Origin of the sequence: Streptomyces sp. NBC_01450 (genome assembly GCF_036227505.1) — a bacterium.
Lineage (GTDB): Bacteria > Actinomycetota > Actinomycetes > Streptomycetales > Streptomycetaceae > Streptomyces.
The window spans coordinates 1,396,290-1,410,060 of the sequence record NZ_CP109480.1; the positions used below are offsets into that span (position 1 = coordinate 1,396,290).

General features: G+C 69.5%; 13 protein-coding genes. 3 read left to right on the plus strand and 10 right to left on the minus strand.

Annotation, left to right across the window (positions count from 1 at the left end):
- Nucleotides 1-157 precede the first annotated feature (157 nt).
- Nucleotides 158-1,333 (plus strand): PucR family transcriptional regulator, encoded by a 1,176-nt coding sequence (locus OG568_RS06235; RefSeq protein WP_329530647.1) that lies wholly within the window; start codon nucleotides 158-160, stop codon nucleotides 1,331-1,333.
- A 151-nt stretch (nucleotides 1,334-1,484) separates the two neighbouring features.
- Here OG568_RS06235 and OG568_RS06240 read toward each other — a convergent pair whose 3' ends face one another.
- The 10 genes from OG568_RS06240 to OG568_RS06285 all read right to left on the minus strand — a co-directional run bounded on the left by OG568_RS06240 (nucleotide 1,485) and on the right by OG568_RS06285 (nucleotide 12,053).
- Nucleotides 1,485-1,985 (minus strand): NUDIX hydrolase, encoded by a 501-nt coding sequence (locus OG568_RS06240; protein ID WP_329530648.1) that lies wholly within the window; start codon nucleotides 1,983-1,985, stop codon nucleotides 1,485-1,487.
- A 180-nt stretch (nucleotides 1,986-2,165) separates the two neighbouring features.
- Nucleotides 2,166-2,849 carry a response regulator gene (locus OG568_RS06245; RefSeq protein WP_329530649.1) on the minus strand — a complete coding sequence of 228 codons (684 nt, stop codon included), beginning with the start codon at nucleotides 2,847-2,849 and terminating at the stop codon, nucleotides 2,166-2,168.
- Nucleotides 2,850-2,972: 123 nt separating this feature from the next.
- Nucleotides 2,973-3,641, minus strand: coding sequence for a potassium-transporting ATPase subunit C (locus OG568_RS06250; protein ID WP_329530650.1), 669 nt, complete (start codon nucleotides 3,639-3,641; stop codon nucleotides 2,973-2,975).
- 25 nt (nucleotides 3,642-3,666) lie between these two features.
- Complete coding sequence (gene kdpB, locus OG568_RS06255) at nucleotides 3,667-5,763, minus strand: potassium-transporting ATPase subunit KdpB (protein WP_329530651.1); 2,097 nt, start codon at nucleotides 5,761-5,763, stop codon at nucleotides 3,667-3,669.
- Nucleotides 5,764-5,798: 35 nt separating this feature from the next.
- Nucleotides 5,799-7,463, minus strand: a complete 1,665-nt coding sequence (gene kdpA / locus OG568_RS06260; RefSeq protein ID WP_266693872.1) for a potassium-transporting ATPase subunit KdpA — start codon at nucleotides 7,461-7,463, stop codon at nucleotides 5,799-5,801.
- Between the two features lie 8 nt (nucleotides 7,464-7,471).
- Nucleotides 7,472-7,561 carry a K(+)-transporting ATPase subunit F gene (gene kdpF, locus OG568_RS06265; RefSeq protein ID WP_067057375.1) on the minus strand — a complete coding sequence of 30 codons (90 nt, stop codon included), beginning with the start codon at nucleotides 7,559-7,561 and terminating at the stop codon, nucleotides 7,472-7,474.
- A gap of 314 nt (nucleotides 7,562-7,875) precedes the next feature.
- Nucleotides 7,876-9,717 (minus strand): APC family permease, encoded by a 1,842-nt coding sequence (locus tag OG568_RS06270; protein WP_329530652.1) that lies wholly within the window; start codon nucleotides 9,715-9,717, stop codon nucleotides 7,876-7,878.
- A gap of 222 nt (nucleotides 9,718-9,939) precedes the next feature.
- Nucleotides 9,940-10,677, minus strand: a complete 738-nt coding sequence (locus OG568_RS06275; RefSeq protein ID WP_329530653.1) for a DUF4118 domain-containing protein — start codon at nucleotides 10,675-10,677, stop codon at nucleotides 9,940-9,942.
- Nucleotides 10,678-10,761: 84 nt separating this feature from the next.
- Entirely contained in the window at nucleotides 10,762-11,013 is a 252-nt protein-coding gene (locus tag OG568_RS61285) for a hypothetical protein (RefSeq protein WP_443077560.1), read from the minus strand.
- Nucleotides 11,014-11,582: 569 nt separating this feature from the next.
- Nucleotides 11,583-12,053 carry a DUF2218 domain-containing protein gene (locus OG568_RS06285; RefSeq protein ID WP_329530654.1) on the minus strand — a complete coding sequence of 157 codons (471 nt, stop codon included), beginning with the start codon at nucleotides 12,051-12,053 and terminating at the stop codon, nucleotides 11,583-11,585.
- A gap of 186 nt (nucleotides 12,054-12,239) precedes the next feature.
- Here OG568_RS06285 and OG568_RS06290 point away from each other — a divergent pair, with 186 nt between their 5' ends.
- Entirely contained in the window at nucleotides 12,240-12,830 is a 591-nt protein-coding gene (locus OG568_RS06290; RefSeq protein ID WP_329530655.1) for a TetR/AcrR family transcriptional regulator, read from the plus strand.
- A gap of 467 nt (nucleotides 12,831-13,297) precedes the next feature.
- Nucleotides 13,298-13,753 (plus strand): GNAT family N-acetyltransferase, encoded by a 456-nt coding sequence (locus tag OG568_RS06295; RefSeq protein ID WP_329530656.1) that lies wholly within the window; start codon nucleotides 13,298-13,300, stop codon nucleotides 13,751-13,753.
- Nucleotides 13,754-13,771 lie beyond the last annotated feature (18 nt).

The window sequence follows — 13,771 nt, forward strand, 5'->3', positions numbered from 1 at the left end:
CCGTTGATGAGGCGTCGCTGGGTGATGCCTCGATGATGACCTCACATACCAGCCAGTACGGTGTGGCAGTTCGCACCTTCACCGGAAAAGTCCAGTGCGTTGTGCACCACTGCGACTAGCGTACGGACATGAGTCGGCAGCGCCCGTCCGAACGAATATGCGATTTGCTTCGGCAGGGGGGCTGCAGGAGTGGCTCGACGAGATCGACGAGGCCACCTTGGCGGCGGTGAGCATGCGAGCCATCGCGCAGGACCCCGCCCTGCGTGCCGCCACGCGGCGGATCAACCGCGCCCATCTGGCGTATGGGGCGTCGGAAACCGTGCGCGACCCCGGCGCACCCGTACCCGCGTACATCGGCCCGGACAGTCTCAGCCACGCCCGCGACCTGGTGCGCCGCGGGCTCGACGAATCGGCCCTGGACTCCTACCGCGTCGGCCAGAACGCCGCCTGGCGGCGCTGGATGCAGACCGCCTTCACACTGACCTCCGATCCCGACGAACTGCGCGAGCTGCTCGATGTGTCGGCGCGGTCCGTCTCGGCCTTCCTCGACGCCACGATCGCCCACATCGCCGCACGCATGGCCACCGAGCGCGAGGAGCTGACCCATGGCACCCACGCGGAACGTCGCGAGACCGTCATCCTCCTCGTCGAAGGCGCGCCCATCAGCCGGCAACGGGCGGAAGCGCGCCTCGGCTACGCGCTCGACCGGACGCACACCACCGCCGTCGTGTGGAGCGAGGAACCGGACCCCGAACCGGGCCACCTCGAGCGTGCCACCGAGGCTCTGGCGCAGACGGCCGGGGTGCAGCAACCGCTCACCGTGATCGTCGGTGCGGCCACCCTGTGGGTATGGCTGCCTGGACCCGCCGCGCCGGACACCGGCCCGCTGAGTCAGCTCCTCGACCCGCTGCCGGGCGTCCGGATCGCCGTGGGGCCGTCCGCCCGGGGCGTGGAAGGCTTCCGGCGCAGCCATCTCGACGCGCTGACCACTCAGCGCATGCTCGCCAGACTCCGTTCACCGCGTCGCGTCGCCGGCTTCGACGACGTCCAACTCAGCAGCCTGATCAGCCAGGACGTGGAACAGGCCGACGACTTCATCAAGACGATCCTCGGCGACCTCGCCACGGCGAGCCCGGAACTGAGGCACGCCGTCCTCACGTACATCCAGGCCCAGTGCAACACGACCCGCGCCGCCGGCCGGCTCTACACCCACCGCAACACCCTGCTCCGGCAGCTCGACCGCGCCGGCCGACTGCTCCCGAGGCCCCTCGAGGACAACACCGTCACGGTCGCGGTCGCCCTCGATCTGCTCCAGTGGCGTGGCAGCGACTGAGCACCGCGGTGTGCGCTGTCGTGCGTCCGCATCGGCACTGCTCGCGCTCCGCGGCGTACTGCGTTCTCAGCAGCGCAGCGGGGCCACCATCTCCGACCCTACGGCGCCGCAGTCCACCGACGACGGCACCGATCCGGCCCAGCCGTCGGCACTAACCGGTTGCGGTGGTGGCGACGGCCAGGACGAGCGCCGCGCTCGACGCGCAGCCGATCCGGCCGTCGTGCACGGCCCGTACGGCCTCGTCCAGGGACACATGACGCACCTGGAGATCCGCTTCCCCGGACTCCAGCGCCGACTCTCCCGGGGTGAGTCCCTCCGCACTCCACAGGTGGACGCGTGCCGGGGTCAGTCCCGGCATCGGATGGACGGCACCCCTCGGAGTCCAGCGGCCGCCCCGGTAGCCGGTCTCCTCGGCCAGTTCACGCCGGGCGGCCGCACCACTGTCCTGATCGTCCGGGTCGACGTTGCCGCCGGGCAGCTGCCACATGGGTCCGGTGAGGTAGTGGTACTGCTCGATCATCAGGAGCCGCCCGTCGACCAGCGCCACGACCCGTACGAGATCCGGTACGCGTACCCAGTCGTAGTGGCCGGGCCGCCCGTCGGGCAGGGTGATCTCGTCCCGGTACGCCACCAGGCGGGGTGTCGCGTACATCCGCTCCTCGCGGTGTCTTCGCCATGGTCCTCGGGTTTCCATGCCCCCAGTTCTGCCCAGGTGCCACGACGGCATGCGGGAGGCGGGCCGGGGCGAGCACGGAGGGGGCCGCCGGTGTCGAAGCGGTGCGCCTCGGCACCGGTCAGTGCCCGGGCCGCACGGACGGGCCGTACGACCGCTTCAGCTCTCGAAGCGGTATCCCATGCCGGGTTCGGTGATGAGGTAGCGGGGGTGGGCGGGGTCCGTCTCCAGTTTGCGGCGGAGTTGGGCCATGTAGACCCGCAGGTAGTTGGTCTTGTTGGTCTGGGAGGTGCCCCATACCTCCGCCAGCAGGTGCCTTTGTGTGATGAGCCGGCCGGGGTTGGTGACCAGGATCTCCAGCAGATGCCACTCGGTCGGTGTGAGGCGTACGTCGTGCCCGGCGCGGGTGGCCTTCTTGGCGAGCAGGTCGATGGTGAAGCCGTCCGTCGTGACGAGCGTCGTCTCGGCGGCCGGCGTGGCGTCGTCCGTGCGGCGGACGGCGGCGCGCAGCCGGGCGAGGAGTTCGTCCATGCTGAACGGTTTGGTGATGTAGTCGTCGGCGCCCGCGTCGAGGGCCGCGACCTTCTCGTCGGAGGCCCGGCGGGCGGACAGGACGAGGATCGGTACGCGGGTCCAGCCGCGCAGGGCCTTGATGACGTCCGTGCCGTCCATGTCGGGCAGGCCCAGGTCGAGCAGGACCACGTCGGGCTGCCGGGCGGCGGCCAGCCGCAGCGCGGTGGTGCCGTCGGGGGCGGGGTCGACTCCGTACGTGCGGGCCTGCAGGTTGATCACGAGGGCCCGGACGAGCTGAGGGTCGTCCTCCACCACCAGTACCCGGGTCATCGGTGTGCGCCTTTCCTGTCGTACGGAGGGCCGGAACCCGTGGAAGCGGCCTCATGGAGACGGGAGTTGACGGACCCGGGTCTTTCCCTGTCCGCCGACTCCCGTGTGGTGCGCCTAAATCCATCAGCTCTTCGCCACGAGTTCCTTGAGGACGATGTTGAGTTGGAGGACGTTGACGCGGGGCTCGCCGATGAAGCCGAGGGTGCGGCCGTCGGTGTGCTCGTCGACCAGCTTCTGCACCTGGGCGACGGGCAGGCCGTTCTTCTCCGCGACCCGGTGCACCTGGATGTCCGCATAGTCCGGGGAGATGTCCGGGTCCAGGCCCGAGCCGGAGGAGGTGACCGCGTCGGCGGGCACGTCGGAGGGCCTGACCGTGTAGCCGTTCACCGAGTTGTCCTTGATGACGGCCTTCTTGGCTGCGGTCACCCAGTCGATCAGGTCCTTGTTGTCACCGGAGCGGTTGGTGGCACCGGACAGGATCAGCTTGTACTGCGTGTTGACGCTGTTGGTGCCCAGCCCGTTGGCGGGGCGGCCCTGGAACCACTTCAGGTCCGCGTCCGGGGTCTCCTGGCCCTTCTTCAGCGGCAGGTTGTAGGACTGGCCGATCAGCGAGGAGCCCACGACCTTGCCGTCCGCCGTGATCTCCGAGCCGTTCGCCCGGTCAGAGAACAGGCCCTGGGCGACCCCGGTGATGGCGAGCGGGTAGAGAACGCCCGTCACCACGGTGAGCACGAGGAGGGCTCGCAGGCCCGCCCAGAGCAACCGGGCAGTGTTCGTAACCGAGTTGTTCATAGCCGATCAGCACGCTTTCAGAAAGTTACAGCCCGGGGATGAGGGAGATGAGCAGGTCGATGATCTTGATGCCGATGAAGGGGGCGATCAGGCCGCCGATGCCGTAGATCCCGAGGTTGCGCCGCAGCATCTTGTCGGCGCTCACCGGCCGGTACTGCACACCCCGCAGAGCCAGCGGCACCAGCGCGATGATGATCAGCGCGTTGAAGATGACCGCGGACAGGATCGCCGAGTCGGGCGAGGACAGGTGCATGATGTTCAGCTTGTCCAGGCCCGGGTAGACCGCCGCGAACAGCGCCGGGATGATCGCGAAGTACTTCGCGACGTCGTTGGCGATGGAGAACGTCGTCAGCGCGCCCCGGGTGATGAGGAGCTGCTTGCCGATCTCGACGATCTCGATGAGCTTGGTCGGGTTCGAGTCGAGGTCGACCATGTTGCCGGCCTCCTTGGCGGCCGACGTACCCGTGTTCATCGCCACGCCCACGTCCGCCTGCGCCAGCGCGGGGGCGTCGTTGGTGCCGTCACCGGTCATCGCGACGAGCTTGCCGCCCGCCTGCTCCCGCTTGATCAGCGCCATCTTGTCCTCGGGAGTCGCCTCCGCGAGGAAGTCGTCGACACCCGCCTCGTCCGCGATCGCCTTGGCCGTCAGCGGGTTGTCACCCGTGATCATGATGGTCTTGATACCCATCCGCCGCAGCTCGTCGAACCGCTCACGCATGCCTTCCTTGACGACATCCTTCAGGTGGATGACCCCGAGGATGCGTGCCCCGCCGGTGTCCTCGACGGCCACCAGCAGCGGGGTCCCGCCGGCCTCCGAGATGCGGTTGGCGAGCGTGTCGGCGTCCTTGGAGACGGTGCCGCCCTGTTCCTTGACCCAGGTGATGACCGAACCGGCCGCGCCCTTGCGGATCTTGCGCCCGTCGACGTCCACACCCGACATACGGGTCTGGGCGGTGAAGGCGATCCACTCGGCCCCCGCGAGTTCGCCCTGGTGCCGCTCGCGCAGCCCGTACTTCTCCTTCGCCAGGACCACGATGGAACGGCCCTCGGGCGTCTCATCGGCCAGCGACGACAGCTGGGCCGCGTCGGCCACCTCGGCCTCGGTCGTCCCGGTCACCGGCACGAACTCCGAAGCCTGACGGTTGCCGAGAGTGATGGTGCCGGTCTTGTCGAGCAACAGGGTCGAGACGTCACCGGCGGCCTCGACCGCACGGCCGGACATGGCCAGGACGTTGCGCTGGACCAGCCGGTCCATGCCCGCGATACCGATCGCCGAGAGCAGCGCACCGATCGTCGTCGGGATCAGACAGACCAGCAGGGCCACCAGTACGACCATCGTCAGGTGCGTGCCCGCGTAGTCGGCGAACGGCGGCAGCGTGGCGACCGCGAGGAGGAAGACGATCGTCAGCGACGCGAGCAGGATGTTCAGCGCGATCTCGTTCGGCGTCTTCTGCCGGGCCGCGCCCTCGACCAGAGCGATCATCCGGTCGATGAAGGTCTCACCGGGCTTCGTCGTGATCTTGATGACGATCCGGTCGGAGAGCACCTTCGTGCCGCCCGTGACCGCGGACCGGTCACCGCCCGACTCCCGGATGACCGGGGCCGATTCACCGGTGATGGCCGACTCGTCGACGGAGGCCACACCCTCGACGACGTCACCGTCGCCGGGGATGATGTCGCCCGCCTCGCACACGACCAGGTCGCCGACGCGCAGCTCGGTGCCGGGGACCTGCTCTTCGGTGGAGCCGGTCAGCCGCCGGGCGACGGTGTCGGTCTTCGCCTTCCTGAGCGTGTCCGCCTGCGCCTTGCCGCGGCCCTCGGCCACCGCCTCCGCCAGGTTGGCGAAGATCACGGTCAGCCACAGCCAGGCGCTGATCGCCCAGCCGAACCAGTCACCCGGATCCTTGAAGGAGAAGACCGTCGTCAGGACCGAGCCGACCAGCACCACGAACATGACAGGCGACTTGACCATCACCCGCGGGTCGAGCTTGCGGAAGGCGTCCGGCAGCGACTTCAACAGCTGCTTCGGGTCGAACAGACCCGCGCCGACACGGCTTTCGTCAGTCTTGTGGCCGGTCGGCACATCACTGTGCGGCGCCCGGGTCGGAGTGGCTGTGGACATCGAGTCCTCTTCTGAAGGCGAATCTGTGCGAGTGGTCATGACGCCAGCCCCTCGGCCAGCGGACCCAGCGCGAGCGCCGGGAAGTAGGTCAGACCGGTGATGATCAGGATGGCCCCCACCAACAGGCCGGTGAACAGCGGCTTCTCGGTGCGCAGGGTGCCCGCGGTGGCCGGGACCGGCTTCTGCTCGGCGAGCGAACCGGCCAGCGCCAGCACGAACACCATGGGCAGGAACCGGCCGAGCAGCATCGCGATGCCGATCGTGCTGTTGAACCACTGCGTGTCGGCGTTCAGACCCGCGAAGGCCGAGCCGTTGTTGTTGGCGCCGGAGGAGTAGGCGTACAGGATCTCCGAGAAGCCGTGCGCCCCGCCGTTGGTCATGGAATGGCCCGGAGTCGGCAGGGCCATCGCCGCGGCGGTGAAGACGAGCACCAGCGCCGGGGTGATGAGGATGTAGCAGGCCGCGAACTTGATCTCGCGGGTGCCGATCTTCTTGCCCAGGTACTCGGGGGTGCGGCCGACCATCAGACCGGCGATGAACACCGCGATGATCGCCATGATCAGCATGCCGTAGAGACCGGAACCGGTACCACCGGGCGCGATCTCACCCAGCTGCATGCCCAGGATGGTGATACCGCCGCCAAGACCCGTGAACGAGGAGTGGAAGGAGTCCACCGCACCCGTCGAGGTCAGGGTGGTCGACACCGCGAAGATCGACGAGGCGCCGACACCGAAGCGGTCCTCCTTGCCCTCCATCGCGCCGCCGGCGATCTGGAACGCCGGACCGTGGTGGGCGAACTCGGTCCACATCATCAGGGCGATGAAGCCGAGCCAGATCGTGGCCATCGTCGCGAGAATCGCGTAGCCCTGCTTGAGGCTGCCGACCATGCGGCCGAAGGTGCGGGTCAGCGCGAACGGGATCACCAGCAGCAGGAAGATCTCGAAGAGGTTCGAGAACGGGGTGGGGTTCTCGAAGGGGTGCGCGGAGTTGGCGTTGAAGTAGCCGCCACCGTTGGTGCCGATCTCCTTGATGGCCTCCTGCGAGGCGACGGCGCCGCCGTTCCACTGCTGCGAGCCGCCCATGAACTGGCCCACGGAGTGGATCCCGGCAAAGTTCTGGATCGCGCCACAGGCGACCAGGATGATCGCGGCGACGACGGAGAGCGGCAGCAGGATACGGATCGTGCCGCGCACCAGGTCCGCCCAGAAGTTGCCGAGCTCACCGGTGCGGGAGCGCGAGAAGCCGCGTACGAGCGCGACAGCGACGGCGATGCCGACCGCGGCCGAGACGAAGTTCTGCACCGCCAGGCCGCCGGTCTGCACGACATGGCCCATGGCCTGCTCGCCGTAATACGACTGCCAGTTGGTGTTCGACACGAACGACGCGGCCGTGTTGAACGCCTGGTCCGGGTCGATCGCCGCAAAACCCAGCGAACCGGGCAGATGACCCTGCAGACGCTGCAGCAGATAGAGGAAGAGGACACCGACCGCGGAGAAGGCCAGGACACCGCGCAGGTACGCGGGCCAGCGCATCTCCGTGTTCGGGTTGGCGCCGATGCCCTTGTAGATCCACTTCTCGACGCGCAGGTGCTTGTCGGAGGAGTAGACCTTGGCCATGTAGTCGCCGAGAGGGACATAGGCGAGGGCCAGCGCCGCTATGAGCGCGAGCAGCTGGAGCACGCCGGCAAGAACGGGACTCATATCGAGGCTCAGAACCTCTCCGGGAAGATCAGGGCGAGGACGAGATAGCCCAGCAGAGCGACGGCCACGACCAGGCCGACGATGTTCTCGACGGTCACAGCTTCGTCACCCCCTTGGCGACGAGGGCCACCAGCGCGAACACCGCGATCGTGGTGACGACGAAGGCCAGATCGGCCATCGCGAACTCCTAGATGAGGTTCAGAAATGAAGCGGACGGTTAGAGGTAACCGCCTCGATGGCCGGATCTGGCCGCCGTTGACACCTCCCATACGGCGGCCCGTCCGCCTTTGACGGAACCCTTACGGGCGGCTGCTCCCCGTGCGGCGACCGGTCTCGTCGTCCACCGCCCGGCTGAGTACGCCGATGGCCCGCACCGGCGAGATGCGGGCCATCGGGGCGTCGGAGCAGGGCGTCAGAAGACGCGGAACCGCAGCCGGCAGATCACCGCGTCCGTGTCACGGCGCACCGCGTGGGCGACGACCGCACCCCGCTGGTTCTGCAGCAGCCGCTGCCACAGCCGGTCCGGCTCGACCTCGGGGATCAGCACGGTGACGCGGGTGCCGGGCTCCGCCGCGGCGGTCTCCCCCACGTACTCGGCGATCGGGCGCCCCAGGGTGCGGCGCTCGGAGGTGAGCTGGACGAGCGGCACTCCGGGGTCCCACTGGGCCCAGTCGCGGGCCAGCGCGTGCGTGTGGGCGCGGTCCTCGGCGTCGGGGTGGCACACGGTGACGGCGCGCACCTCGTCGCCGAGGGAGGCGGCGGCGTTCAGGGCCTCCACGGTGAGCCGGGACAGGTTCGACACCGGGACGATCACCAGGGAACGGTCGCGGTGCGGCGGCTCGGGGATCCGCCCGAGGCCCAGCCGCTCACCGATGCGCGCGTACGCCCGGTGCACCGTCTCGAAGGCGGCCACCAGCAGCGGCACGGCGATCACTATCAGCCAGGCGCCGTCCTCGAACTTGGTCGCTGTGACCACGACCGCCGAGACGCCCGTGAGCACGGCGCCGAAACCGTTCAGCAGAGCCTTGCCGCGCCACCCCCTCCCCCGCTCACCACGCCAGTGCCGGACCATCCCGACCTGCGCGATCGTGAAGCCGATGAAGACGCCGATGGCGAAGAGCGGCACCAGGGTGTTGATGTCACCGCCGGAGAACACGATCAGGGCCGCCGACACCAGGGCCAGCGTGAGCACACCGTGACGGTGGACCTGCCGGTCGGCCTTCAGGGCGAAGACGTGCGGGAGGTAGTTGTCGCGGGCCAGCAGCTTCAGCAGTACGGGCAGGCCGCCGAAGGACGTGTTCGCGGAGAGCGCCAGCAGGATCATCGTGGCGAACTGGATGACGTAGAAGGCCCAGTTGTGGCCGAGCGAGGCGTCCGCGAGCTGGGCGAGGACCGTGACGCCCTCCACCGGCTGGAGGTGGAAGCGCGAGATCAGCACCGACAGGCCGATCAGCATCACACCGAGGACGGCCCCGAGGGCCACCTCCGCGCGCTGGGCGCGGCGCACGCGCGGGACGCGGAAGGACGGCACGGCGTTGGCCAGCGCCTCCACACCGGTGAGCGCGCTGCAGCCGGAGGCGAAGGCCTTCAGCAGGAGCAGCGCGCCGACGGTGGTGGCGTTGTCGGCGAGGACGGAGGCATGCCCGGCCGCTGCCGCGGTGCTGACGGGCGCGGACCGGAAGAGACCGACGGCGATCAGCACCAGGATCGACACGACGAAGACCGCCGTCGGCACGATGAACGCGCGTGCCGACTCCACGATGCCGCGCAGGTTCACGCCCGTGATCAGCGCCAGCACGACGAGACATATCCACAGCCGGTCGCCGTACAGCTCGGGGAACGCCGAGGTCAGGGCGGCCACCCCGGCGGTGACGGCGACCGCCACATTGAGCACGTAGTCCAGGACCAGCGAGGCCGCCGCCACCAGACTCGTACGGGCGCCCAGGTGGGTCCTGGCCACGGCGTACGACCCGCCACCGTCCGGGAACGCGGCGATCACCTGCCGGTACGAGGCGACGAGCACCGCCAGCAGCCCGGCGATGGCCAGCGTCACCGGCAGCGTGAAGCCGAGGCCGTGCGCACCCGCCGCGGCCAGCACCAGGACGATGGCCTCGGGGCCGTACGCCACCGAGGCCATCGCGTCGAGCGACAGGGCGGCCAGACCCGTGAGGGCGGTGAGGCGGTGGCGCTCGCCGGTATCCGGCGGCTCCTCGTCGGCGGGGGTCGCCCCCGGCTCGATGGTCAGGACAGACATGGAATACGGGCTCCTTACGCGGTGGCCCGCGCACGCGGGGAGGCGATGCGCGGGTGCGCCCAGGTTCTGTCCGTCCCCGACTGCCTTCGACCCTTCCTTGCGCCTTCTTCGCGTCGATGCCCCGGACCTTGACGGGATCTTGACGACCCTGTGCCCCACACGACGCCCGCGCGACTCCCGCGCCACTCCCGCACGGCCGCGCACAGTGCCCCCCGCGGGTGACTACCGCCCGGCCGTGTCGAGGGCCGCGCCCGTCTGGTCGGCGAGGGTGACCGCCACCAGGCGGGCCTGGAGCGGCGGTACGGGGCCCGGGCCGGGGGTGAGCATGAAGCGGCCCAGGTAGTGGCCGTTGCCGTAGGTGCGCAGTTCGATCTCGCCGGCCGGCCAGCCGCCGCCGTCGACGTCCCAGCGCCGGTGCCCGACCGAGACGTTTCCGTCCTGCTCGAGCCGGGGCGGCCGCCCCAGCAGGGTGCCGTACTCGTAGCGGCAGCCGCGCAGGCCGAGGAGTTCGGTCAGCTCGCCGCGGACGTGGTCGACCACGGTGTCGGAGGACTTGGCGGACTGGGCGAGCTCGGCGGTCTCGTGGATACGGGCGAGATAGTCCGCGTCCGTCACCGTGATGACCTCCAGGCGGCGCGCTCGGGCCGCGAGCTGGGACACGATCACGCCGACGACGAGCAGCAGCACCGCCGTCTCGATGTCGGCCGAGGCACGGATGTCGAACGTCTCGTACGGGCGGGTGAGGAAGAAGTCGAACCAGACCGCCGCCGACAGCGCCGCGAGCGCTCCCGCCGTACGGCTGCCGAGGGCGGCGACCGCGACCACCACCACGACCAGGATCAGCGCCGCGTTCGTACGCGACAGATCCGTACGGAAGGGCACGAGGACGAGCGCCACCAGGAAGGGGCCCACCAGGCCCGCCACCAGGGCGAGCCGGTCCCGGAGCGAATAGCCGGTCATCACGCCGTCACCTCCTGCGATTGCCACGGCGACCTCGGGCCCGAGCCCTCGTAGGCCGCTTGCTCGACTCATACGCGCCCCTGCTCATACGCCGCCTCCTACGCTCTGCGTATCACCGGGAAGATCCGCTCGCTCGGCGAAGGGCAGCGACAGCACCATGGTCAGGCCCCGCGAGAGGGCCGGGCCCAGGCCGAGTCCGGTGGTGTTGTCGGTGTCGCCGAGGCGTTGGAAGGGTTCGAAGAGGCGCTCGCGGTCCGCGTGCGCGCTTGCGGTCAGCAGCGCCTTGCGCCGGGCCGGGGTGTGGCGGGCCGTGTTGCCGACGAGGGTGGCGATCACCCGCTCCAGCAACGGCGGGTCGGCCAGCGCGGCCGGGAGGAGTCCGTGCCGAAGGTCTCGCGCGTGCGTTCCACCAGCGCCGGGATCGTGGCGCCGCCCCGCACGATGGTGCCGGCGAGCGAGTCTCCGCCTCCGCGGTGGCGCGGGCCGAGCGCCGCGACAGGCGCAGGGAACGGTCGACGACGCCGGCTACCGCCGTGAAGACCGCCAGGGCCAGCAGGGCGTTGGGATCGTCGAGCGTGAACTGCCCGACGGGCAGGATCCGCACCTCACTCATCTCGGTCGGTACTCATCTCGGTCGGTCCGTCATTCATCGCAGCCGACGCGCTCCGCTCGCTGAAGATCAGCTCTCCGACGGGAAGGATTGCTTTCCCCCACCGAATCCCTTCCGCGAGTCGTTCGGTACGACCCTTGACGCATCCTTGGCGCCGGCCACATGGACGTTGACACCGCCTTGACGGGTCCTGGCCCGGCAGGTCTCCCTCTCATGGCCGAGGAGACAAAGACGGCATGCGTGGCGTTGGGACAGTCCTGGCTCTCGTGGTGCGCGGGCACCCAGGGACTGTTCGTCATGCACACGGTGGGGCACCCCCACCAGTCGGGGAAACCACCCCTTCGGCCGTCGAGGCCGCACCACGGGCCGGGCTGCCGGGGAGAGCCGTCGAGACTTGGCCACCTCGCCACTCCACCTTCAACCGCTCGCGCCTCCCGAACCTCTCGACATGCCCGCCCACGAGTTCCTGGAGCCGCCGCAGGTTCTCCCCGTCGGCGGCCTCCACCCGCACCGCCAGCGCCCCCGGGTGGGCCCGCAGCGCACACCGCCCCCAGGGCAGAACGACGGTCCCCTCGGTCTCGGACCACTCGACCTCGGCCCGGGCGGCCGCCGCCCGCATCTCCCGGAGCGCCGCCGCGTCGCCGTCGCCGTGGTGTCCGCGCGGCCGATGGCCCAGGTGGCGGCCCTTGTTGTCAAAGTGCTTGCAGAGCTGGACGAGATACCGGCTCGGACGCTCGGTCTCGACGCGGGCTTCGGCGGTGAGCATGACGTTCCTTTCGCTGTGCGCAGAGCGAGGCGCCCGCCCCGCGAAGGCTCAGATCCGGGTACGGGCGACGAGCCAGGCCCGTAGTCGATCGCCCCGATCCCGGGGACTCTCCTTCCAGTTTTATCGATACACTCTGTCGCTGTCAATGCAATCTGTCTCGACATCGTCGGGTCGTACACTGAGCGGGTGCCGAAGCTGTGGAACGAGACGATCGACGCACACCGGACCGCGGTGCGCGCCGCGGTCATGGACACCACCGCGGCGCTGGTCGCCGAGCACGGGCCCGCGTCGGTGACGATGTCGCAGATCGCCAAGGAGTCCGGCATCGGCCGGGCGACGCTGTACAAGTACTTCCCGGACGTCGAGACGATCCTGCTCGCCTGGCACACACGGCAGATCGGCGAACACCTCGACCAACTGGCCGAAGTCCGGGACCGGGCCGACGAACCCGTCGAGCGGCTCGAGGCCGTACTCGAGGCGTTCGCCCTGATCTCCCACGCCTCACGCGGGCACCGCGACACCGAAGTCGCGGCGTTCCTGCACAAAGACCGGCACGTCAACGAGGCGCAGCAGCAACTCCACGGCATGATCAGGGACTTGGTGGCCGAAGGCGTACGCACGGGCGACCTCCGGGACGACATCGCCCCCGGCGAGCTCGCGAACTACTGCCTCCACGCACTCACCGCAGCCGGGACCCTGTCCTCCAAGGCGGCGGTCCGGCGGCTCGTCGACGTCACCCTGACCGGCCTGCGGCCCCCATCACCAGGGACCGACTAGGACCTGTCCGGCCGATCACGGTGGAGGGAAGCAGCGGCGTCTCGTCGATACCGGTGAGCGGGGTGTGGTGCGTGCAGCTGCAAGGCGGAGGAGGGAGGCGACGCGGAGCGTCGCTGACCGACGACAACGCCGCAGATGTGCGTGCCACACCCCGCGTCTCCGCCGTGATCGGCCGGACAGGTCCTAGCCGCCGGTCATCCAATCGTTCAGTTCACATGCCCGGTAGACTCGCCATATGCGCACGAAGGGCGCCAAGCGGCCACCCGCCGGACCGCGCGCCGAGGCAAAGCGACGGGCCATCCTCAAGACGGCCCGCGAGTTGGTTCTGCCCCGCTCGGTGACACCCTCGTCAGCGCCGTCGCCTGCGAAGTCCCACAGGGCAGACTCGACGTCCCCGACATCGACGACCGACTCACCGACCGTCTGATCACCGGCGGGGTCGACATGTTCCTGGGCCGCTACGCCCCATGTCACACCGAGCCGTAAGGGGAACCGCCTTGTCCGATCCCAGCGCGTACGAGATCCACCCCGGCGTCCCATCGGTGGAGGACTACCGCCGACTCCGCACCCACGCCGGCCTCAGCGACAAGTCCGCCGAGGGTGCGGCGGTGGGGCTGGCTCACACCTGGTACGGGGTGGTGGTCGTCCACGGTGGCGATCCGGTCGGCATGGGCCGGATCATCGGCGACGGAGGGTGTTTCTTCCAGATCGTCGACATCTGCGTCCTGCCCGAGCACCAGGGCCGCGGGCTCGGCCGCCGGATCATGCAGGCCCTCAACGACGAGCTGGAACTCCGCGCACCGGACCGCTCGTACGTCTCCCTCATCGCCGACGGCGACGCCCACCATCTCTACCGGAAGTTCGGGTTCACCGACAGGGCACCCAAATCCATCGGGATGGCCCGCTTCATCCGTGCCGAGTGAAGGGCCGTACCCCGGGGG